The sequence below is a fragment of the Aeromonas sp. RU39B genome, assembly GCF_900156095.1.
In the GTDB taxonomy this organism is placed as follows: domain Bacteria; phylum Pseudomonadota; class Gammaproteobacteria; order Enterobacterales; family Aeromonadaceae; genus Aeromonas.
In genome coordinates this window covers 68844-90577 of record NZ_FTMJ01000008.1, presented here as the reverse complement: position 1 = coordinate 90577, position 21734 = coordinate 68844, and the positions used below count along the sequence as shown (strand labels likewise).

24 protein-coding genes are annotated in these 21734 nt (G+C 56.7%); 9 read left to right on the top strand and 15 right to left on the bottom strand.

Annotated features, from left to right (window positions below):
- Positions 1 to 4: 4 nt before the first annotated feature.
- The 5 genes from BW958_RS12280 to BW958_RS12260 are packed head-to-tail and all read right to left on the bottom strand — an operon-like array spanning position 5 to position 3363.
- Entirely contained in the window at positions 5 to 718 is a 714-nt protein-coding gene (locus tag BW958_RS12280; RefSeq protein WP_076576036.1) for a flagellar hook assembly protein FlgD, read from the bottom strand.
- An 11-nt stretch (positions 719 to 729) separates the two neighbouring features.
- On the bottom strand, positions 730 to 1149 hold the full coding sequence (gene flgC / locus BW958_RS12275) for a flagellar basal body rod protein FlgC (protein ID WP_076576035.1): 420 nt from the start codon (positions 1147 to 1149) through the stop codon (positions 730 to 732).
- A complete protein-coding gene (gene flgB, locus BW958_RS12270; RefSeq protein WP_076576034.1) occupies positions 1149 to 1547 on the bottom strand; it encodes a flagellar basal body rod protein FlgB in 399 nt (132 codons plus the stop codon). The genes flgC and flgB overlap by 1 nt, the downstream gene beginning before the upstream one ends.
- Before the next feature lie 58 nt (positions 1548 to 1605).
- Positions 1606 to 2430 (bottom strand): CheR family methyltransferase, encoded by an 825-nt coding sequence (locus BW958_RS12265; RefSeq protein WP_076576033.1) that lies wholly within the window; start codon positions 2428 to 2430, stop codon positions 1606 to 1608.
- Between the two features lie 21 nt (positions 2431 to 2451).
- On the bottom strand, positions 2452 to 3363 hold the full coding sequence (locus BW958_RS12260) for a chemotaxis protein CheV (RefSeq protein ID WP_076576032.1): 912 nt from the start codon (positions 3361 to 3363) through the stop codon (positions 2452 to 2454).
- 155 nt (positions 3364 to 3518) lie between these two features.
- Here BW958_RS12260 and flgA point away from each other — a divergent pair, with 155 nt between their 5' ends.
- The 3 genes from flgA to BW958_RS12245 all read left to right on the top strand — a co-directional run bounded on the left by flgA (position 3519) and on the right by BW958_RS12245 (position 5011).
- Positions 3519 to 4205: a flagellar basal body P-ring formation chaperone FlgA gene (gene flgA, locus BW958_RS12255; protein ID WP_076576031.1), complete on the top strand. Its 687-nt coding sequence runs from the start codon at positions 3519 to 3521 to the stop codon at positions 4203 to 4205.
- 72 nt (positions 4206 to 4277) lie between these two features.
- Positions 4278 to 4604, top strand: a complete 327-nt coding sequence (gene flgM / locus BW958_RS12250) for a flagellar biosynthesis anti-sigma factor FlgM (RefSeq protein ID WP_076576030.1) — start codon at positions 4278 to 4280, stop codon at positions 4602 to 4604.
- Positions 4601 to 5011 (top strand): flagella synthesis protein FlgN, encoded by a 411-nt coding sequence (locus BW958_RS12245; RefSeq protein WP_076576029.1) that lies wholly within the window; start codon positions 4601 to 4603, stop codon positions 5009 to 5011. The genes flgM and BW958_RS12245 overlap by 4 nt, the downstream gene beginning before the upstream one ends.
- On the opposite strand, the gene yfcE is transcribed toward BW958_RS12245, so the two are convergent.
- Positions 4991 to 5548, bottom strand: a complete 558-nt coding sequence (yfcE, locus tag BW958_RS12240; RefSeq protein WP_076576028.1) for a phosphodiesterase — start codon at positions 5546 to 5548, stop codon at positions 4991 to 4993. The two genes, BW958_RS12245 and yfcE, sit on opposite strands and share 21 nt — an antisense overlap.
- 8 nt (positions 5549 to 5556) lie before the next feature.
- Positions 5557 to 7170: a peptide ABC transporter substrate-binding protein gene (locus tag BW958_RS12235; RefSeq protein WP_372629680.1), complete on the bottom strand. Its 1614-nt coding sequence runs from the start codon at positions 7168 to 7170 to the stop codon at positions 5557 to 5559.
- A 135-nt stretch (positions 7171 to 7305) separates the two neighbouring features.
- Here BW958_RS12235 and BW958_RS12230 point away from each other — a divergent pair, with 135 nt between their 5' ends.
- Positions 7306 to 8196, top strand: a complete 891-nt coding sequence (locus tag BW958_RS12230) for a DMT family transporter (protein ID WP_076576027.1) — start codon at positions 7306 to 7308, stop codon at positions 8194 to 8196.
- Positions 8197 to 8226: 30 nt separating this feature from the next.
- On the opposite strand, the gene rsuA is transcribed toward BW958_RS12230, so the two are convergent.
- Positions 8227 to 8919: a 16S rRNA pseudouridine(516) synthase RsuA gene (gene rsuA, locus BW958_RS12225; RefSeq protein ID WP_076576026.1), complete on the bottom strand. Its 693-nt coding sequence runs from the start codon at positions 8917 to 8919 to the stop codon at positions 8227 to 8229.
- Positions 8920 to 9057: 138 nt separating this feature from the next.
- Here rsuA and BW958_RS12220 point away from each other — a divergent pair, with 138 nt between their 5' ends.
- Positions 9058 to 10230, top strand: coding sequence for a cyclic di-GMP phosphodiesterase (locus BW958_RS12220; RefSeq protein ID WP_076576025.1), 1173 nt, complete (start codon positions 9058 to 9060; stop codon positions 10228 to 10230).
- On the opposite strand, the gene BW958_RS12215 is transcribed toward BW958_RS12220, so the two are convergent.
- The gene (locus BW958_RS12215) at positions 10227 to 10409 is read right to left on the bottom strand and encodes a hypothetical protein (protein ID WP_076576024.1); all 183 of its coding nucleotides are present in this window, start codon (positions 10407 to 10409) and stop codon (positions 10227 to 10229) included. The two genes, BW958_RS12220 and BW958_RS12215, sit on opposite strands and share 4 nt — an antisense overlap.
- A 233-nt stretch (positions 10410 to 10642) precedes the next feature.
- Here BW958_RS12215 and BW958_RS12210 point away from each other — a divergent pair, with 233 nt between their 5' ends.
- Positions 10643 to 11545, top strand: coding sequence for an EamA family transporter (locus BW958_RS12210; RefSeq protein ID WP_076576023.1), 903 nt, complete (start codon positions 10643 to 10645; stop codon positions 11543 to 11545).
- 18 nt (positions 11546 to 11563) lie between these two features.
- Complete coding sequence (locus BW958_RS12205; protein ID WP_076576022.1) at positions 11564 to 13375, top strand: extracellular solute-binding protein; 1812 nt, start codon at positions 11564 to 11566, stop codon at positions 13373 to 13375.
- Between the two features lie 70 nt (positions 13376 to 13445).
- Here BW958_RS12205 and BW958_RS12200 read toward each other — a convergent pair whose 3' ends face one another.
- Positions 13446 to 13841 (bottom strand): DUF2750 domain-containing protein, encoded by a 396-nt coding sequence (locus BW958_RS12200; RefSeq protein ID WP_076576021.1) that lies wholly within the window; start codon positions 13839 to 13841, stop codon positions 13446 to 13448.
- An 88-nt stretch (positions 13842 to 13929) separates the two neighbouring features.
- On the bottom strand, positions 13930 to 14478 hold the full coding sequence (locus BW958_RS12195; RefSeq protein ID WP_076576020.1) for a hypothetical protein: 549 nt from the start codon (positions 14476 to 14478) through the stop codon (positions 13930 to 13932).
- 159 nt (positions 14479 to 14637) lie between these two features.
- Between BW958_RS12195 and BW958_RS12190 the strand changes: the two genes are divergently transcribed.
- Entirely contained in the window at positions 14638 to 14886 is a 249-nt protein-coding gene (locus BW958_RS12190; protein WP_076576019.1) for a TIGR02647 family protein, read from the top strand.
- Between the two features lie 71 nt (positions 14887 to 14957).
- Here BW958_RS12190 and BW958_RS12185 read toward each other — a convergent pair whose 3' ends face one another.
- The 3 genes from BW958_RS12185 to BW958_RS12175 all read right to left on the bottom strand — a co-directional run bounded on the left by BW958_RS12185 (position 14958) and on the right by BW958_RS12175 (position 16767).
- Positions 14958 to 15167 (bottom strand): cold-shock protein, encoded by a 210-nt coding sequence (locus tag BW958_RS12185; protein WP_076576018.1) that lies wholly within the window; start codon positions 15165 to 15167, stop codon positions 14958 to 14960.
- A gap of 241 nt (positions 15168 to 15408) precedes the next feature.
- The gene (astE, locus tag BW958_RS12180; RefSeq protein ID WP_076576017.1) at positions 15409 to 16419 is read right to left on the bottom strand and encodes a succinylglutamate desuccinylase; all 1011 of its coding nucleotides are present in this window, start codon (positions 16417 to 16419) and stop codon (positions 15409 to 15411) included.
- Between the two features lie 138 nt (positions 16420 to 16557).
- Positions 16558 to 16767 (bottom strand): DUF1127 domain-containing protein, encoded by a 210-nt coding sequence (locus BW958_RS12175; RefSeq protein WP_076576016.1) that lies wholly within the window; start codon positions 16765 to 16767, stop codon positions 16558 to 16560.
- A 330-nt stretch (positions 16768 to 17097) separates the two neighbouring features.
- Between BW958_RS12175 and BW958_RS12170 the strand changes: the two genes are divergently transcribed.
- The gene (locus BW958_RS12170; protein WP_076576015.1) at positions 17098 to 18003 is read left to right on the top strand and encodes a DNA replication terminus site-binding protein; all 906 of its coding nucleotides are present in this window, start codon (positions 17098 to 17100) and stop codon (positions 18001 to 18003) included.
- A 6-nt stretch (positions 18004 to 18009) separates the two neighbouring features.
- Here the strand turns inward: BW958_RS12170 and BW958_RS12165 are convergent, their stop codons facing one another.
- Positions 18010 to 21687 (bottom strand): DEAD/DEAH box helicase, encoded by a 3678-nt coding sequence (locus BW958_RS12165; protein ID WP_076576014.1) that lies wholly within the window; start codon positions 21685 to 21687, stop codon positions 18010 to 18012.
- Positions 21688 to 21734 lie beyond the last annotated feature (47 nt).

Genomic DNA, 21734 nt, shown 5'->3' with positions numbered 1-21734 from the left:
CGCCTTAAGTGCTGGAGCCCGTCCCGCTGGACGTATTGCTTTTACTACCTGCTATTTCCAGGATATCGGTCAGGTAAACGGCACCGATCCCCTTGAGCTTGACCGTGGTCGGATTGGTGCTGGTTCCCAAGGTCACACTTTCAACCCGGTTGTAAACCAGACCGTTAAAGGTTTCATTCTTGCCATTGACCGTACCGGACACCTTGAGCTGGTAGTTGCCCTCCTTGACCGCATTACCACTGTTGTCCTTGCCGTCCCAAGTAAAGGCAACGTTGCCCTTCTGAGTGCCGTCCAGCTTGACCTGACGAATCACCTGGCCATTGGCATCTTCGACCGTGACCGTCACGTTGCTGGCACCGTCACCCATGATCAGGGTGCCGTTCATGGAACCACCTGATTCAAGGTATCCCTTGTTGGAACCAATCAGGACATCCTGCCCAACCAATGCAGAGGCCTGCAGGGCTTGGCTGGATGTCATGACCGTATTGAGGTTGGTCATCTGACTCGTCAGGTTCGAGATCCCCTCTGCCGTGGACATCGAGGTCATCTGGGAGAGCATCTCCGAGTTCTCGACCGGCTTGAACGGATCCTGATAGGACAACTGCATGGTCATCAGCTTGAAGAACGACTCCTGATCCAGCGTCTTCTTCGCTGTGGTGGTCGTGCTGCTCGAGCTGCTGCTCGTCGTCGACGAGAGATTGCTGATACTATCGGCCATCGCTCAGCTCCTTAACCCTTGCCCATGCTGAGCGTCTGCTGCAGCATCTTCTTCGCGGCATCGGCAACTTGTACGTTGGTCTGATAACTGCGCGAAGCACTGATCATGTCAGTCATCTCTTCAACCATGTTGACGTTGGGCTTGTAGATAAAACCGTCTTTGTCAGCCAGCGGATGATTGGGGTTGTACTCCTTGAGCAGAGGCGCATCGCTCTCGACGATACCCTTAACATCAACCCCCACCCCCGCTTGCCGGTCTGACACCGCCTGTTCAAGCTGGGCGGCAAAGATCGGCCGCCGCGCCCGGTAAGTTTTGTCCACACTCGAGCTGACACTGTCAGCGTTGGCCATGTTACTGGCTACCGTATTGAGGCGAACTGACTGTGCGCTCATGGCCGAGCCCGAGATGTCAAATACATTGAACAAGCTCATTACTGCTCTCCTTTGAGCGCCTTGAGCAGACCGGAGATCTTGCTGTTCATAAACTCCAGCGATGTCTGGTACTCAAGGCTGTTTTGCATGAAATCCTTGCGCTCTTGCTGCAGGTCTACCGTGTTGCCATCACCCGTATCCGGTTGAAGAGGATTGCGATACTTCACATCCCCGCTGCCTCCCAGATTGAGAGCAAAATGCCGTTCATTTGTTGTGGACAAGCCAAAGCCCTGACCGCTCTGGGCGTCTTTTAGCGCTTGGGAAAAATCCACATCTTTGGCCTTATAGCCCGGGGTATCTGCGTTGGCGATATTACCGGCGAGCACCTCTGCACGCCGAGCACGAACTCCCAGCGTGTATTGATGAACACCGAACGCCTTGTCAAACGAAAGAGCCATGACACACCTCCTGCTTAACCGAATATAAGCAAGGGGTGTGCCAGGAATTTAGGAGGGATTACTTAACTTTGTAAACAATGCCGGGGTTACAGCGAATCATCTCAAACCGCTCGGTCAGACCAGCCAGAGATTCTGAAGCGCCCAGCATCAGGTAGCCACCTGGATTGAGGCTGCCTGCAAACTGATTGAGGATTTTGGATTTCACCTCAGGAGCAAAGTAGATAAGCACGTTGCGGCAAAAGATGATGTCAAACTTGCCCAGCAGACTGTAGCTTTCCAGCAAGTTGATCTGGCGGAACGATGTCAATTTTCTGACTCGCTCCACCACCCGCATTTTGTTGTCGCCGTGGGGCTCGAAGAACATCTTCTTGCGCTCAGGAGATAGACCGCGGGCCAACGCCAGATTGTCATATACCCCTTCCTTGCACTGATTGAGCATGGAGGTAGATATATCAGTACCTACTATCTGTACGCCGCCAGGCAGAGTGCCCGGCTTTTTCATCTGGTGCTCGATGGACGTCATGGCAATCGAGTAGGGCTCTTGCCCGGACGATGAAGCCGCAGACCATATCTTGACTGCTCGGCCACTTTTACCAAGTTCGGGAAACAATTTGTCTGTCAGCATCTGGAACGGATAGGTATCACGAAACCAGAGCGTTTCATTGGTGGTCATGGCATCGACCACAGCCATCTTGAGATCCCGCTCGCGCACATTCATTGAACGAGCAATCAGATCATCGAGGCTGGCCGCGCCAAACTGGGTCAGCAGGGGCGACAACCGGCTCTTAACCAGATACTGCTTGTTATCGCCCAGCACAATACCGCTCTGATTTTCCAGAAAGGTACTGAACTGCTTGTATACATCGTCTGACAGTGTCTTCATTCAGCGTCGTTCTTCTTCTGTCTAGAGGGCGTTCTGAACTGCCTTGGCCAGCACATCAGGCTGGAACTTGGCAATAAAGTCATTGGCGCCAACCTTCTGAACCATGGCCTGGTTGAACACCCCGCTCAAGGAAGTGTGCAGGATAACATGCAAATCCTTAAGCGCTGGATTACTACGAATTTCTGCCGTGAAGGTATACCCATCCATCTCGGGCATCTCGATGTCGGAGATGACCAGAGCGATCTGATCCCTGACCGACCCCTTCTGCGCCATTTCGAGCAGCATATTGAGTGCTTCGCGGCCATCTTTGGCCAAGATGCACTGAATACCGATCGCCTCAAGAGCACGCTGAACCTGCTTACGGGCGACAGAGGAGTCATCGGCCACCAGAACCGGGCGGTCAGCAGGCGGATGAGCGATGCTGGCCTCACGCACCTCTTCACTCACATCAGTCGGGATCGGCGAGATTTCGTTGAGAATCTTTTCCACGTCGAGGATTTCGACCAGCTCGCCGTCTACCTCAGTCACCGCAGTCATGTAGTTGATGCGGCCCGCACCTTTTGGCGGCGGCAGAATCGACTCCCAGTTCATATTAATGATGCGCTCAACCGAGTTGACCAGAAACCCCTGAACCGAGCGGTTATATTCGGCAATGATCAGGAAGCACTTGGAGAGGTCATTAATCTGGCGACCACCGGTAGCCATGCTCATGTCGATGACAGAGATGGTTTGGCCGCGAATATGGGCAACACCACGGATACAGCGATGGATTTTTGGCATGATGGTCAGCGGAGGACATTGCAGAACTTCCCTGACCTTGAATACGTTGATGCCAAAGCGCTGGCGGCCGTTCAAGCGAAACAGCAGCAATTCTAGTCTGTTCTGCCCCACCAACTGGGTTCTCTGGTTGACCGAGTCCAGAATACTGGCCATAAAAATGCTCCCTCAATAAAAGACGCTTGGCACCATTCATGCATGCGCTGTTGTGTGCTGCTTGATGTCAAAGTACGGAGGTCCGTCTTTGAAGCAAGCATAGTTAATTTGATCTGATGTAGGTTAACAATTTCTTTATCGGCCAGCCGTTTCAAATGATTAGCAAGCTTCTGTTGTTACTCCTAATCCCTTTCGGGGCGATAGCACAGGTCAGCGATGAAACTCGCAATACCCTGCGTGAAGCCGCCGAAAGCTTCGTGTTAAGCCAGATCGACGCCGATCCGGCCACCCGAGTGCTGGTCACTGCCGGCCCCATCGATAGCCGGCTTCCCCTCACTACCTGCCAGGACAAGCTGCAAATTACCCTGCCAGGCAACATGACGATTCGTCGTAATACAACCGTCTTACTGACCTGCCAGGAGTCTCCCGGTTGGAATGTCTACTTGCCGGTCAGAGTCAGCCTGCAAAAACCTTTTGTGACCGTCACCGACATCGTGGCCAAGGGTGACTTGCTCAGCGCCGACAAGTTGACGCTTGCCTATCAGGACGAACAAATGATGCGCGGCGACTTTCTGGTCGATCCGGCGTCTTTGGTCGGCTCTCGCAGCAAGCGAGACATCAGACCGGGTCAGCCCATCCGAGCCAGTCAGATCTGTGTAATTTGTAAAGGCGACCAGATCACCCTGATTGCTCAAACATCCAATTTACAAATAAAATCGATGGTACGCGCCTTGCAAGATGGTAGTTTCGGAGACATGATCCGCGTCACCAACCTGCAGTCTGGCAGGGAGGTCAGTGCCAAGGTCTCGGGTGTCGGCAGTGCCGTGATCAATATGCAGTAATTTTGCTAAAGCTTCGCTAACGCTTGCCGATACATGGGGTAAGCAAGACCCTAGCAGATGAAGGATAACGATATGGCTATCAACAATATCAACAACATGGCTAACAACCGCCTGCAAAACAGCGGTTCGAGTCAGTCTGTTGCCGGCAAGACCGGAAGTGATGTGGCTGCCACTGATGGCCGTGCAACCGCCGCCAAGACCGATTCTGTCTCCCTGACTAACGAGGCCCAACAGTTGCAGCAGATGCAAAAAAGCCTCTCCGCTTCCACTACCGGTAACGAAAGCCGTGTTGAGAGCCTGAAGAAGGCGATTGCCTCCGGTGAATACAAGGTAGACAGCGAGCGGGTGGCAAAAAAAATGTCCGCCTTCGAAGGACAACTGGACAAGCTGCTCGGATGAACGACCTTCCTTCTCTGCTGAATCGGCAACACGCACATCTGGCGGACATGCTGGCGCTGCTACAAGAGGAATTTTTCCTCATTGAGCAGCGTCAGGCTCTTTCCCTTCCCGAGCTGGCCCAGCGTAAACAGACACTGGTTGGCGACATTCAGTCACTTGACGAACAGATTGCCAGCTTTGATGCCGCTGCCGCGTCACAGCATCAACCGCAAGTCAAAGAGATCACCAGCCTGTTGCAAGCCTGCCAAGAACAAAATGACATCAATGGCAAACTGCTGGAGCTCTCCATCACCGCCAACCGACGTCTTGCCGGTTTGCTGGCGCAACTGCGTGATCGCAACTCCCTGACCTACGATGCCCGCGGCCATACCCGTTCAGGCACCCGCTCACGCAGCATCAAAGCCTAACCGCATCTCGTTGAAAACTGCGCCATCCGCGCACGCCCTGATCTGCATCACCTCGCCCTCGTACCAGCCAAAGCTGGCTTGCCATCCCTGCCGCGGAAACGTCACCGAGCCAGGATTGACCCACACCCGCCTCTCTTTGTGCTCTAACACCGGCACATGAGTGTGTCCGCTCACAAACAGTGATTGCGCCGGCAGCGGCACCTCTTGCGGCTGATAGAGATGCCCATGAGTGACAAACCAGCGACGCCCGTCCACCAGCAACTGGTTGTAAGGCGCCGTGCAGGGAAATGTCAGCAGCATCTGGTCCACTTCCGAATCACAGTTGCCGCGAACCGCCATAATACGCTCGGCCATCGTATTGAGCCGCTCGGCGACCTGCGCCGGTTGATAACCGTCAGGCACCGGATTGCGCGGTCCGTGGTTGAGCAGATCACCAAGTAGCAGCAGATGATCCGGTTTGAGCACCTCAAGCTGCGCCAGCACACGCTCAAGTGCCGGCAAACAGCCATGAATATCGGCAATCAGGGCAATTTTCATCACTTACCTCACTGCTGCTGAGCGAAATAGAGATCCTTGCTGGCAATCACGCCGCGCACATTCTGGGTCGGCAACCCACGCAGCTGCGGGGAGATCAATCTCATTTGGCTGTAATGGAACAGCGGAATGACCGGCTGGGCCGACATCATCAACTGCTCAGCCTGCTGATAAAACTGATTACGCAGGGACTCATCGAGTGTATTGGCTGCATCGGTCAACAGGCGATCAAACTGGGGATCGCAATAGCCGCTCTCGTTTTGCGGATCGCCGCAACGAAACTGGTTCAACACCGCAGACGGCTCGGCATAATCGCCAAAGACAAACGATCGCGCCACCGTGAAATCCCCTGCCGATTTGGCCGACTGGTAATCACCCCAGCTGAGATTACGCAGCTCAGTCTCAATCCCCAGCGGCTGCCACATCAGGGCAATCGCTTCAGCCAGACGCTTGTGATTACCCGAGGTGTTGTAAGTAATCACCAGATGCAGAGGGTGATCGGGCCCAACACCGACCGCCTTGAGCAGCTCGGCAGCGCGCGCCAGACGTTCGCTACGCGGCAAGGCCGACTCACCGGGCTGATAGGGCTGATAGCCCGGCAACGCCGGCAGAAGCGACCAAGCGATCGGCTCACCCAACCTGGTCACCGTCTGGGTCAGTACTTCCCGATCGATGGCCATCGAGAGCGCCTGACGAACGCGCACATCCGCCACTTCGCGCTGCTGCAGGTTAAAACTGAACACTGCAGTGCCGAGTAACGGCAAGCCCCACACCCGCTCTGGCTCACTCTGCTTGATGGTCTGGTAGTAATCGGGTTGAATGCGGTTGGTCATCTGAATATCACCGGCATCGTAACCTTCACGCTCTGCCGCAGCAGAGAGCTTGGGCAGATAGACCACCTGATCGATACGGGTGTGTGCATTGTCCCAATAGTTGGGATTGCGACCGAGTTCGATACGCTGATGCGCAACCCAATGGGTCAATTGATAGGCGCCGTTACTGACCAGATTGCCGGCGTTCATCCAGGTCGGATCATCGCTCACCGACGGCTCATAGAGCGGCACAAACGGGCGCTGGCTGACTAGGCGCAGGAAATAGGGCACCGGATGCTCCAGGGTGACCCGCAGGATATGGTCCGATTCGGCCTCGACCCCCAGCTCTTTGACATCCAGCGCGCCGGCATAGATGGAAGATGCGTTGTTGATCCCCGCCGCCATCACCAGCGACGATGCGGGAGATGCCGTGGCCGGGTCAATCAAACGGCGCCACGCATAGACATAATCACTTGCTTTTAGCGGCGTATTGTTGGACCAGCGCAGATTGGGCCGCAGGAAAAAGCGCCAGACCAAACCGTCGTTGCTGCGCTCCCAGCGCAGTGCGTTAGCGGGGACCACTTCCCCGGCGCCATTTTCATTGACCAGACCTTCAAACAGATCGGTCAAAATGGCCTCTTCGGAAAAACCGGAACGCACTCTGGCCGGGTCGAGCGATTCGGGCTCATCGCCGTTGCTCTTGACCAGAGTCTGAATCACCTGGGCAGGCGAAGGTGCGGTGACAACTGCATCGGATGCTTGCAGTGAGCCGGCAAGACAGTATGCCAGCCAGAAAAAACGGGAATAACGCACCGTAACTACCTCTTGAATACCTTTATCTATTGCGCCGTGGAAAAGCGTTGGCGCTTGTTCTCCTGACAATCGGCCCGTATTGTAACGACCTTCCAGAGAAGATGGAGCCTTTCGGGCTTTTTTCAGGAGTTTTTTATGGGGTTCGAGTGGTGTGCCCTGATTGCGGCCACCCTTTGGGCGGTTGCAGCCCTCATTTCTGTCAAACCAGCCCGTCATCTTGGCGCTTTTGCATACAGCCGCTGGCGGATGCTGATGGTCACCTTGATGCTGGCCACCGGCAGCCTGTTTACCGGCGGTTGGCAACAACTTCCCTTCAGTGCTTGGCCGACACTGGCTCTCTCCGGGCTGGTGGGTATTTTTATCGGCGATACCGCCCTGTTTGCCTGCATGAACCGGCTGGGGCCACGGCGCAGCGGACTGCTGTTCTCCTGTCACGCACTGTTTTCGGCCCTGCTCGGACTTTGGCTGTTTGGCGAAGCGCTCTCGGGGCAACGGCTGTGGGGCGCCATGCTGGTATTAAGCGGCGTCTGGCTGGCCATTGCTTTTGGGCGGCGCAGCCAGGACCACGACTGGGAAACCGTACGCGGCACGCTCTGGGTTGGTGTGGGGTTGGGGCTCCTGGCCGCTTTGTGCCAAAGTCTTGGCGCCGTGATTGCCAAGCCAGTGATGGCCAATCCGGCCGTGGATCCCGTTACCGCCTCGGGAGTACGCATGGCGGCTGCGCTCTTGGCGCACTCCCTGCTGCGATTAACCCGTATGCCGCTGTCGCTGCCAGAGCGACCAATCAACCGGGAGATCCTCGCCCTGATCAGCGTCAACGGCTTTCTGGCGATGGCGCTCGGCATGACACTGATCCTGGTCGCCTTGCGCTTCGGGGACGTCGGGATGGTCTCGATTCTTTCATCCACCACGCCAGTTATCCTGCTGCCCTTGTTGTGGTGGCATACCGGCTCACGTCCGACTCTGCCGGCCTGGATCGGCGCCTTACTGGCAACCACCGGGACGGCGCTGGTACTCAGCGCCTAATGCAAAGGGCCCACACGGGCCCTTCTCGTATCAAAATGCCGCTATCTCTTCGGCCGTCAGCTCACGGTATTCACCGGGGGCCAACGCCTCATCCAGCACCAGATCACCCACCTGCTCACGGTGCAGGCCAATGACCTTATTGCCCACGGCGGCAAACATCCGCTTAACCTGATGATATTTACCTTCGTGAATGGTCAGGCGCGCTTCACATTCACCAAGTACCTCCAGCTTGGCCGGACGGGTCTTATCCCGCTCGGAGCGCAGCAGAATGCCTTCGGCAAACAGCTCAGCAGTCTCTGGCGCAATCGGGTCGGCCAGCCAGACATGATAGGTCTTGGCACATTCGTGGCGCGGCGATGTGACCCGGTGCGACCACTGGCCATCGTCGGTGATGAGCACCAATCCCGTGGTATCGAGATCGAGCCGCCCAACCACGTGCAGCTTGGCCGGCGAAGGTTCATCGAGCAGGAAGAAGACGGTGGGATGGTCCGGATCATCGTTCGAGCAGACATACCCCTGCGGTTTGTGCAACATAAAGTAGCGGTGTCCCGGGGTGAGTGTCAGCACCACGCCGTCGAACTCCACTTCGTTTTGCTCATTGATATGAAAGGCCGGCTGTTTGATGACTACCCCATCTACCAAGACCTCCCCTTGACGGATCAGCTTACCCGCCATGGTGCGAGTCAGATCCGAACAGTCACAGAGAAATTTGTCGAGACGCACAGGCCCCCCTTGCAGTCGTCATACTGATAAAGGCGGCCATTATACGGGGCCTGGCGCACAAGAACAGTGAGTCCTTTTCGCATCCCATTGGCTTCGTGTTAAGCTCTGCCAACCTTGAGTTGTTTGCCATGGGTTTCGATGTCACGCACCGCCTCTGTTTTAACTCTCCCCGTCAGTGCCCTTCGTCCCGGCATGTTTGTGCTCGCCATCGTTCGCCAACTCGGCCAGAAAGAGGTCGCCACCAGCGGTTACCTTAACAGCGAGCAGCAGATTGCCGAGCTGGTCGCTATGGGCGTCCAGACGGTGCAGATCTGCCCGACGCGCAGCCGCAAGAGCACCGAGCAACAGGTTGCCAGTGAGGATAGCCCGCAGGAAAAGTGCCGCAGCGAAGGCAACACCCTCAAGATCAAACGCCTTTACAGCGAGGCGCGCGAACTGCAAGAAAAACTGCTCAGCCAGCTCAAGCAGGGTGAACCCATCGACGTGGGCCCACTGGCTGAAGTGGCCGAAGAGATGGTCGACACCATGTTCACCCATGGCGATGCCATGCTCTGCCTGGCCCGGATCCGCGCCAAAGATGCCTATCTCATGGAACACTCCATGAATGTGGCCATTTTGCTGGCCAACTTTGGCCGTTATCTGGGTATCGAGCGCGCCATTCTTAAAGAGCTCACCCTGGGTGGGCTGCTGCACGATGTGGGCAAAATTATGACGCCCAACGCCATTCTCAATAAGCCGGGCAAACTGACCGACGAAGAGTTCGCCATCATGCGCGAGCATGTAGTGCACAGCCGCGAGATCCTCGGGCAGACGCCCGGTATTACGCCAGTGATGCTGGAAGTGGCTTCCCATCATCATGAGCGGATGGATGGCTCTGGCTATCCGCTGGGGCTCTCGGGGGATCAACTCTCGCTCTATAGCCGGATGAGTGCCATCGTCGACGTGTACGATGCGGTGACAGCCGATCGGGTTTATAAACAGGGGCTGCAGCCGACTCAGGCGTTTCGTATCCTGCTCAAAGGCGCGGCCGACCATTTTGACGGCATACTGGTGAACCAGTTTATCAAGTGTCTGGGAGTCTATCCGGTGGGCACGCTGGTGCTACTGTCCAACCAACGATTGGCATTGGTGATTGAGCGTAATGCCGAGCAGCCACTCAAGCCCAAAGTGAAGGTGTTTTATCACGCAACCGCCCGCCACTATCTGGACGTTAAGGTGCTTGATCTGGCCAAGGCCGGCTGCAGCGATACCATTGAAAGTGTGGTCGAGCCGCGCGATTACGGCATTGAGCTCGAACCGTTCATCGGCTAACGCCCCTCTTCAGAACGTTGCAACCAGTGCTGCAGCAGAAATTCCTCATCAAGCGGTGACAGGCAAAAACGCTGGCTGGCCTCTTCAATGGCATGACTGTCATAACGGTGCTGTTCACTCAGCCAGCGCACTGCACGGCGCAGGTCCTCACCATGGGGAAGCAGTTTGTGTTCACTCATGACGGTTCTCCCTCATGCCAAAGCCATATATTAATCACATCTTAATCTACCCTTTTACTCATTGCATGGGCTTTGTTGAGCGAATGTGACCAGCCACAACTCCTTGTGTTGCCGCGCGTTTATCGGCGAGTAATAAAAAGCACCGCAACGCTGCTCTCATTGCGCCGGCGGGGTTGACGCCTCCCCGCCTCGCCGCGATATGCTGGCCGCTTGTCACAAGGATAGAGAAGACAATGAAAAATCAGGACAAGTTGTTGGCAGCGCTGGTCGTTGTCTGTTGGGGTCTCAACTTCGTCGTCATCCGCTGGGGGCTCGACAAGGTGCCACCGCTGCTGCTGGGCGCCCTGCGTTTTCTGGCGGTCGCTTTTCCCGCCGTGTTCTTTATTCCAAGACCTGCGCTGCCGCTGCGCTGGCTGCTCGCCTATGGCGGCACTATCAGCCTCGGGCAGTTTGCCTTCCTGTTTTGCGCCATGTATTTGGGGATGCCGGCCGGTATCGCATCTTTGGTGCTGCAATCCCAGGTGCTGTTTACCTTGCTGTTTGCCATGTTCTGGCTTGGTGAGCGCTGGCGCCTGCATCAGGCCATCGCACTGCCCATTGCGGCATTAGGGCTCTATCTCATCGCCGCTCATGCGCAAGGGAACATGACCCTGTTGGGGTTTGTACTCACTCTCTGCGCGGCCGCTAGCTGGGGCCTTGGTAATGTAGTCAACCGGCGCATTGGCATGGCGTTTCGTGTCGCCCTGCCGAGTCTGGTCGCCTGGAGCGCGCTCATTCCCATCCTGCCATTTCTGGCACTCTCTTGGTTGTTTGAAGGGCCGACCCGTATCAGTGAAGGGCTGGCCAGCATGACTATCAATACCCTGCTGTGCGTGGCTTACCTCGCCTATGTGGCGACCTGGTTTGGCTACGGTATCTGGGCAAGACTTCTCGGCCGCTATCCGGTGGCACAGGTGGCGCCACTGACCCTATTAGTACCGTGCGTTGGTATGGTGGCGGCCAGCTTACTGTTAGGTGAATACCCTGGCCCGTGGCAGTGGCTGGGCTCTGCACTGGTGCTCACCGGTTTTGTGATCCATCTGCTAGGTCCTCGGCTACTGCCACAGCGCCGTGTTTCCCAAGCATCTGCCGATTGATAGCAAGGAGGCATTCCCATGCCCATCCCGCGTTTTTTGACTGCTCTATTTTTCTGTTGGAGCGCCGTGGCGCTGAGCGCCACCCTCCCCTCCGATCTGGTGTGGGAGAGCAACAACGACGATCCGGTTTTTGCTGATCCGGCAGCACAACCGGGCGGCATCTTCACGACCTTTATGACCAGTTTTCCACTGACACTGCGCACCTATGGGCCCGATTCCAATGGTGGCTTTGCCGCCTATATGCGGGAAAACCGGTTGCCGCTGCTGGCTACGCATCCGTTGACCGGAAAACCCATGCCAATGCTGGCCAACCAGTGGGCCTTTGGTCAGGATCACAAAACCCTCTATTTTCGCCTTAATCCCAACGCAACCTGGTCTGATGGTGTGCCGGTCACAGCCGATGATTTTCTGTTTACGCTCAAGATGATGCGTAGCAAAGAGATCAACGCGCCCTGGTATAACAACTTCTACACCACCCAGATTGTCGATGTGACCAAGTACGATGATCGCACCTTGTCTGTGACCAGTGGTTATCCCAAAAGCCGGCAAGACCTGCTCGATACACTGCCCTTTGCCCCCGAGCCCAGCCATGCGATCACGCTGGGGCCAGATTGGGTAAAACGGGAAAATTGGACCATTTTGCCGGTCACCGGTCCTTATCAAGTGACTGATATCAAAATGGGCAAATCGGTGACGTTGACCAAGGTAAAAAACTGGTGGGGACAGGATGAGCGCTACTTCCAGCACCGCTTTAATGTGGATCGCATCCGCATTCTGGTGCTGCGCGATCTCAACATCGCCTGGCAACATTTCCTCAAAGGCGATCTCGACACTTTCCCGCTGGTGATGCCCAACTGGTGGCATGACAAGACCAAAACCCCGGAATTTGAACGGGGACTGATTGAGCGCACCTGGTTTTACAATCAGACCCCGCAGCCGCCCATGGGGCTCTATCTCAATAATGCAGATCCGCTGCTCAAGGATCTGCATGTACGGTTGGGGATCCAGTATTCCCTGAACGTTGATCTGATGCTCAGCAAATTGCTGCGCGGTGACTATCAGCGCCTGAATACGTTTGGCAGTGGTCAGGGGGAGTTTACCAACAGCGATATCAAAGCCCGCCCGTTTGACCCCACACAGGCCCGTGCCGAATTTGCCAAAGCCGGGTTTACCACTCAGGGCGCGGACGGGATATTACGCAACAGTGCCAATCAACCGTTGCAACTGACGGTCACCTACACCACAGCCGAGCATACCCAGCGCCTGTCGCTACTGCGGGAAGAGGCGAAAAAAGCCGGGCTGGATCTGCAGCTCAACCTGATGGATGCCTCGGCCGGCTTTAAAGCCATGCTGGAGAAAAAACACCAAAGCGCCTGGATGGCGTGGGCGGGCGGCCGTTACCCTGCCTACTGGGAATTCTTCCACAAGGCCAATGCCAACAAGCCGCAAACCAACAACATCATGAACATCGATGATGATGCCATGACCGGATTAGTTGAGCAGTTTGACAAGGAGTTCGACTTTGCCAAAAAGGCCGAGCTGTCACGCCAGATCCAGGCGCGGCTATTCGAATTGGCAAGCTTTGTACCTGCCTATCAGGTGCCCTACACCCGTGAAGGCGCGTGGCGCTGGATACGCCTACCCTCAGTACCGGGTACGCCACAGAGTGACACCCTCTACTGGCCGCTTGATGGCTTTAACTCAGGCTTCAGTTATGGCGGCTTGTTCTGGATTGACGAGGCCAGAAAGCGCGAAACCCGGGCGGCGTTAAAATCCGGCGCCCGTTTTGAGGTGATCACTCGGGTTGATGAGACCTATAAGCCGCACTGATGTGACCCACGCTGAAACAAAAATCCCGCCATGACGGCGGGATTTTTTTGAGGCTAACTCAGGGCGCAGATCAGCCCTGACGTTTGGCCTGCTTCTTGGCGATGGCATCGGCCAGCTCACGCGGCTCGACCACAATGCCTTCTTGATCCGGCGTCGGGAAGACGGCAACGCACAGCTCGTCTTCTTCCATGCCATCAATCCAGCGCTCCAGCCACACCTTGAGCGTCACAGCCTGCGGCTGGCAAGCTTCCCAATCACCGTGCGCCCAAGCTTGGGCATATTCCGGATGCGGCCATACCGGGATGCAATCTTCATCATCGGTGGTCAGCATCATGACGCCGTGCTCGTCGGTCAGCACATAGAGCTCACCGTGCTCGACCAGCTTGCTGACGAAATGTTCGTAGCGATAATCGGCATTGAGTTGCAGGGCGGCGTTGCGCTCGGTATCGGTCAGGGTGTAGCTCATGATGGGCATTCCTTGGGGTAAAGGGGCATAAATTGGGGCGCTATGGTCACATCTTGCCGCCACCTTGTCCAGTGCCGACAAGCACGGCTCATAGCTCGGGCCAGATCAGTTCGACACCGCGCTGTTCGGCAAGCTGCGCACGTAACCAGTAGCAGGCTTCCACCTCAACAAAGGCAATCTGCGGCTCCTCACCATTGGTAAGCAGCTGTTTCAAGCGGGCCTGCTGCCCCTTGAGCCAGCCTTGCCTCAGGGAACTACCGAGCGCCTCGTCCACCACCTCCCGACGCAGCTCAAACAGGTTATCGGTGATCGGGCGGTTAATCCGCTCGGCCGAACTCCAGTAGTGGGCCAGGTTATCCAGCAGCTCTTCATCGTATTGAGCCAGCGCCAATCCAGCCTTGTCACCGTCGCGGGGTTGGATCCCAAGCTCACACCACCCTTGCGCCAGTGAGGCCAACTGGCCAAGCGGGCGATCTGCTGCAGCGCGGGTCAGCGCAGCGATCTCTTCCCCCTCGCACGGTGGTAGCCACACCTTGCCGGGATGAGCGCTTAGCAAGGAGCATAACTGAGCGACCGGATAGACAGGAAAGCGCGCAGCATGACGATGCAGCAGGGAAACCAGCACAATACGAGGCATGAAAGACTCCAGGGGACGAAGAGGTTGCCATCTTAGCACGAAGCCGCATTGATGAACGAAAGCCGTGGCGCCAGGCGCTCAGAGTTTGAGGCAGGCCCCATTCATGGCCTTTCAGGAGTGGTAAGGTGTCACCATTTCCCCGACCCAAGGAGTAGCAACATGCCGGGAACCACTCCCATCACCCAGGATTTTATCGACGAACTCAAGGTGCTGGCCTGCTTTGATAGCGCCAATCTGCATCAGGGGATCAAGCTTCATAAGGAGAGTCCCGCCGGTTTGCATGCAGCCGCACTGCGTCTGCATCAACGAGGTCTGATCGAAGAGCAGGATGGCGGCTATCTGACTGCCTTTGGCCGCACCCAGGTAGAACATCTGCAACATCTGCTGACCGCGCTCAGACTGGAGTGAGCGCATTTTTCACAAACACCAAAAACAAAAAGCCGCTGCAGTGCAGCGGCTTTTTCAGAATCGGTTGCCTATTACAGGGCAGTTACGTTCTCAGCTTGCGGACCCTTTTGGCCTTGGGTCACGGAGAATTGTACCTTCTGACCTTCAGCCAGGGTACGGAAACCGTTACCTTGGATGGCGCTGAAGTGAACGAACACATCCGGGCCGTTTTCTTGCTGGATGAAGCCGAAGCCCTTGGTTTCGTTGAAGAACTTGACGGTACCGGTGATTACGTTAGACATATTTTATAAACCTGTATTCAAAAATTACTCGTGCCTTTCGGCGGACAAAGCTTGAAAGTGGGAGTGACTTATGAACAACAGGGGAAGATGCAAGACATCAAACTGATTGACATAAATAACGCCGTTTTCTAGCTCGAATGATTATACGTTGAGTTGTCTGATTAGCAAACGAATTCTCATAGACGCAGATCACTCTTTACACCATTTCTAAAAAATGTCGAAACGAATCCCCCGTTGCGGGTCATTGCCACAGGGTGGTGGGAACCACCAACAGCACTGTTCGCTGCCCTATCGCCACCTTGGCATTGGGGAACACGACCGCCTCCGCCTCGGCTTCCACCTGATAGCGCAGGTCGCCATCCTCTGCCAGCACAGTGCCACGGGAGAAAGCCGTAAAGTTGGCCACATCGTCATCAAACAGAAAACGAAATGCGTCACTGTGCTTGTTTAGCACCCGCGCTATGGCAAAGAAGCGGTACTCGTCGCGTTGCCACGGCGCAGCCGGTAACGCATCTTCGGTGACCAGTGCTTCGAGTGCAGCGTAGGTATCGGCAAAACGGCTCATGTCGTTTTCACCAAATGGACGCACCTTACCAAGCTCGACGGTAAAGCCGTGCGCCTGGCAACGTGACGAGCTGAAATAGCTGAACGTGGTCGTCGGTGAGGCCGAGAGCAAGAAGGTACGCACGCCGCACGCGGCCAGAAAACGGACCTGCTCCTGGCTGTAGCTACGCGCTTCACCAAGATATGGATAAACTGCAAATTTCTCGTAGCGTGAATCACGGATAGCGGTATGCAGGTCATAATGGCAGCGCTCGCGCGATTCGCCAGCAAAGAAGCGCTCTACATACTGTTCAAGGCGCGCTGCCCGTTGCCGCTCCCGGTTATGGTGCCCGGCGCCGCGACTGTGCGCGCCACTGAACAAACGGTTGAGGTTCTCTTCGACTTCACGCACGGCCAAGTTCATGGCCGCAGGATTACCAAAGATAAAGAGGGTTTTGTGGCAAGCGCGCAGCTCACCAGCGAGCAACCGACCAAGCAGTTGATTGCAAAGCTCGATAGGCGCCGTTTCGTTACCGTGAATACCGCAAGAGATGATTTGGGCGCGATGACCTGCGTGCAGAGGATCAATCAGCAGAACGCCGGTGTCCCATACCTCGACGCGATCGCCGTGAGGCAAGGAAAAGGAGAAGGGCTCAAGCTGCCACTCATGGGCTCGGCTCAGGGCCAGAAAATCGTGATGGGGAATCATGCCTACCTCACTCAACACCAGTGAGTCCGATTATAGGTTCGGCGCCGGAGGCATCACAACTTATTCAAGAAAAACAAACATTAACCATACATTACCGGCGCCAAGCCGGGAGGTAAGCAGGCATCCGTGCCCTGCCAATCAACCGCGCCAAAACGGTTTATTGGTTTCCTGATAGCGATCCGCTTCGTTCAGCCCGATGTCACGCAACAGGTACTCAGGCATTTCAGCCAGTTGACGACGACTGCGACTGCGTTCAATCCAAGTCATCATCATGAACTTGATACGGGCCACCAAGGACTGTTCGCCTTTAAGCTCGCGATGCGCTTCTACGTAGGTGATGTCAGCCATGATGTCTCTCCTCTGTTGATTTGCGCAAAGTGTAGGAGAGTCAATCAACTGCCACAATTGACGAATTTTAATACAATCCATTAGTAAATCTAATGGTCAAAGTGGACCGACCTCACATATTAATCCTTTGAATTTAAAGGATAAATATGAATAACATGTGGAAGATGGAATCGCACGGTATTTTATGCTGAGCTGATGACGGTTAACTATGCAAACCGCATGCTCTTGTATGCAAATATACCATGGGGAAAGACCCTGAACTCATGGATTACACAGACGTAAATTTACACTTAAAACATGCATTTAACACATTAATAACCTGGAGGGCGCATGAACGAACCTGAATTGACCTTTACGCCGCGCGCCAGAATTCGGGCCATCATGAATGAGTTGGATGTCGCCCACCGTGAGCTTGCATCCGCGCTGCAAAACGAACCGCTGCGCTTTGCCAGAGTACACCCCTTGCCAGACGTGGCCGAAGGGTGTGAAGAACAGCCCATCGTGCGAATTAACGTCGCCACGCTGGAAGGCGATGCGGCCCGTGAGGCGGCCATTGCCGCTTTTAGTGAATACACCTTGCGCCCAGGTTGTTCAAGCAAGGCCACGTTTCGCCTGCCCGGCTGGTTACACTTTCCTGCCGCCAGCCACACCCGATTGGCCCCTCTGGTAAGTCGAGTGAACGAACTCAAAATCCAGTTCAAACAGGAAGTGCAGCAAGCCGGTGGTCGCGATGAGAAATTTGATCTGGTGCACGACGCCCTGCCCGGCACCATCACGCTGCAAGTGTATCGTCAGCTGGCGCTGCATGTCGGAGAGCTGTTGGCTATCGGCTTTACCTGGGCAGACAAACAGGCCATTCGCAAGATAAGCAAAGAAGAAGCCATGGCCATGCTAGAGCGCAGCAAGGGGTATGTTCCGGCACTGATGCACAGGGAGGAGTGGCAGGCTAGAGTGGAGCAAGAGATGATCGATGTGCGCAGGCTCGGGCCAGACACTGAGCTTCGCATCCGGCGCGCCGTTAAAACCCATCCCATGGCCAACTTGCGCTGGGGCGATCGCCTGCCCGACAAACAGCAGGTCAAGGCGAGCCTGCCGCTGATCGTCTGTAGTGACGGCGTGCCGCGCGCCAAAGCGCTGGGACACTATCCAACCAAGATGCGGCAGATCCGCAGCGATCGCCGTGGCAGTGATCGCCTGCTGATCGAGCGGATGCACATTTTTGTGCGGGACGTGTAACGCCGCTTAACTCATCAGCAAATTGCGCAGGCTCTCCAGATCCAGCGGTCCGGCTTCGGATTGCCCACTGAGCAAGCTGTCAGCCAAGGCGCGTTTTTCACTGTGCAGCGCCACAATTTTCTCTTCGACCGTCTGCTCGCACACCAACCGATACACGGTCACCGGCTGAGTCTGCCCCATACGGTGCGCACGATCACTGGCCTGATCTTCCACCGCCGGGTTCCACCAAGGGTCAAGGTGCAACACAGTGTCGGCCTGGGTCAGGTTCAGACCGGTACCGCCCGCCTTGAGGCTGATGAGAAACAGCGGCACGGCTTGCTCGCGGAAGCGGGCAATCGCCTGCTGCCGCTCTTTCATTGAGCAGGCGCCATCGAGGTAGCAATAATCCCAACCACGCTGTTGCAAACGCCCACGCAGCAAGGTCAGCAAGTCAACAAACTGGCTAAAGACCAGCACCCGGTGACCGCCATCAATCGCCTCTTCGAGCAGGCTCATGGCTTCGTCGAGCTTACTGCACGACTCCTGCCACTCGGGCAGCACCAGACTCGGCGAGCAGCAGAGACGACGCAAGCGGGTCAGGCCGCTCAATACGTGCATCAGGGTGCGACCGTCGCTGCTCTGAATTTGCTGCACCACCTCGCGGCGGGTCGCTTCATAGAGCTCACGCTCGGCCTGCGAGAGATTGATGTGATGCACGATCTCGGTCTTCTCGGGCAACTCGGCCAGCACCTCCTGCTTGAGGCGGCGCAACACGAAGGGATGGATCACCGAACGCAGCATGGCCATATGCTGCGGCTCGCGGCTGGCGCGGCCAAAGCGGCGCTTGAAATCCCGCTGACTGCCAAGCATGCCCGGGTTGATAAAGGCAAACAGGCTCCACAGCTCACCGAGGTGGTTCTCCACCGGCGTGCCGGAGAGCGCGAGACGAAATTGGCCGTCGAGCTGGGTCAGGATCTTGGCGCGCTGAGTACCGGCATTTTTTATCTGCTGGGCCTCATCGATCACCAGCGAAGTCCAGGTCACCGTTTTGAGGGCCTCTGACAAACTTGGCAGCAAGCCGTAGTTGATCAGCACCAGCTGACCCGCTCGCGCATCGCGGATCCGCTGTGCGCAGCCATAAGCCTGATCGAGGGTGACAACCTCAAGCTCTGGCGCAAAGCGTTGGGCCTCTTCCTGCCAGTTGGTGAGCACTGACTTGGGCACCACCACCAATGCAGGCCCTTGCGAGGCCCGCAGGCGTAATACCGTCAGAGCTTGCAGGGTTTTACCGAGTCCCATGTCATCGGCCAGGCAGGCACCAAAGCCATGCTGGGCCAGGGTCGCCATCCAGTTAACGCCATCGCGCTGATAGTCACGCAGCCCCGCCATCAGCTCGGCAGGGCATTCAATCTTCTGCTGCCACTCCTGCTCAAGGTGGTGCCAGGCATCATCACCCTCGGTCGAGATGGCACCAAGCAGGCGCATCAGCGGATAGGCCAAGCGCCGTGAAATGCGCTGCTCTTCATCGAGCATGGCGCCAAGCAGGGTAAGACGCTCGGAGAGCTTGTCACTGATGATGACGCTGGTCTGCTCGTCGAGCAGCACCGTCTTCTGACCGGGCCGAAATTGACGCAACAATAGACGCAGGTCGAGCACCTGATGCTCATCCAGTGCGACCGAGCCTTCCAGGGCAAACCACTCCTGCCGCTGCTCAATACGCAGGCTCAGCGTCGCCTCATCGAGCGAGCGCAGCCGCTGGCTCTCTTCATGCCAATAGATGTGGATACCAAGCGCAACCCAATGCGGTAGCTGGCTTAAAAACTCCAGCGCAGGCGCCTCTTCCAGACGCCAGCTAAGCTGCAGCGTGTCGAGTCCCAGACGGCCGCACATATCACGCCACGCCTCACGCTCGGCGAGCAGGTCACGCTGCCAGTAATCGGCGCTGCGAACATCCTGACGCACCACCGCATCCCCATGCGCCAAAGGCAGGTTCGGCGTCCCCTCACCCAGGGTGACAAACGAGAGGGTCAGCTCTCCCTTGCGCCAATCCAGTTGCACACCGGGTTGCCCCGGCCAGGGCGCGAGTCGGGCATTGCCACCCAAAGATGCCAGTTCAGCGCACCAGTGCACATCGGCCATCTCACCAAGGCGGGCAGCCAGTGCCGGCAACGCAGCCGGTTCACAGTGGCGCTCGGGCGGCAACAGCTCAGCCAGGGTCTCGGGCAAGCGCACCACCTGCCAAAGATCTGACGTCAGCGGCACGATGCGCGCGGCATCGCTCACTTCGGGATACAGCTTGATCTCACCGGTTGCCCCCAGATAGAGCAGCGGCTGGGTCAGCGCTAACTGCAGACGTTGCCCCTGATGATTGAACAGTCGTGGATGGGCGGCGAGCTGCGACCAGAATGCGTGTGACCAGTCGCGCGACTCTTTGCCATATTGCTTGAGCAGTGCCCAATCCTGCTCATCAAGCAGGGTCGGAAACTGAGTGGCCACCAGCGCCACATCAATGCGCCGCCCTGCGGTCCACTCGCCTTTAACCCCGAGTTTCTGAATGCGGCACTCCAGCAGCGGACCGTCAGCTTGCAAACCCCAGATCAGCCGCTCTTTAATTTTCCCAGCATTGGCACTGCGCCCAAGCCCTTGCAGCCAGTTGAGCCAACCTGCCGGCTTGGCCGGCTCCTCATCATCTTGCCATGTTTCCAGCCCGGCCAGTGGGCCATGGACCACCGGCCGTCCCACCAACAGACGCAGCAGGTCCTGGCACAGCGCCATCAGACGATGACGGGGAGCGCTATCGAGCCACTCATCAAGGGACCAGCGCCGCAGGGTCTGCAGCGCCGCGCTGCTATCGCCGTGGCGACTGAGGGCGCACAGATCAATCCACAGATGTCCCCAAAAAACTTCATCAGCCGGCAATTGCAGCATCTCGAACAGGCCCACCGAGTGGCGCTCGCCATCCCATTGGCGCAGCGCATCGGCCAGCGCGGCCTGATGCCGGCAGCTTCGCAACAGATTTTTCCGCTCGCGGGCGGCCAAGGCCGGATCGTGCTGCTGCACAATCCCCAACCAAACCAAGGTGGAGAAGATGACATCGGCAGGCTGCGATTGTCCGATGGTGAGCACACCTTCCAATGAGAGCTGCTCGGGCTGCCACAGACGCGAAAACGCATCCCAGTGACCAAGCGATGGCGCATTGCCGAGCCACCACTGGGCCTCTGACTGCCAAAGCGCCAGACGGGCGCTGGCGGACGCATCCAACAGCGCACTGTCAATCTCGGGTGCGTGTCCTTCCAACAGCGCCATGGCAGACCAGTAATCAATCATCAACAGCTGCCAATCGCTAGAAGAGCCGGCCAGCAACTGCATGGCTTGTGGCACCTCGAGTAACTCGAGCAGGGTATGAGGCAGATTGGCCGGAATAGCCATCACCGGTGACAGCAGGCTGGCCAGCCAATCCAGTGACTCGGGCCAGGCCGGCGCGCTCAGACGTCCGGCGCGAATTGCCAGCACCAAAACAAGCACGCCCTCTGCAGCAATCGCCCACACCCCTTCTCCGCGCTCACGCACCAGTTCGAGTTCAACCAACTCGGCCAAAGCGTCTGCGCAGCCCGGAAACAGGCCAACCAGACGGGTCGTGGAGAGAGGGCGGCGCACCAGCAGGGTGGTCAGGATGTCGTATTGCAGTGAGGAGAGGCGTGACACGAATCAGGATCCAGACTTCGTAAAAGGAACTATTTTAGCGGTAAAGG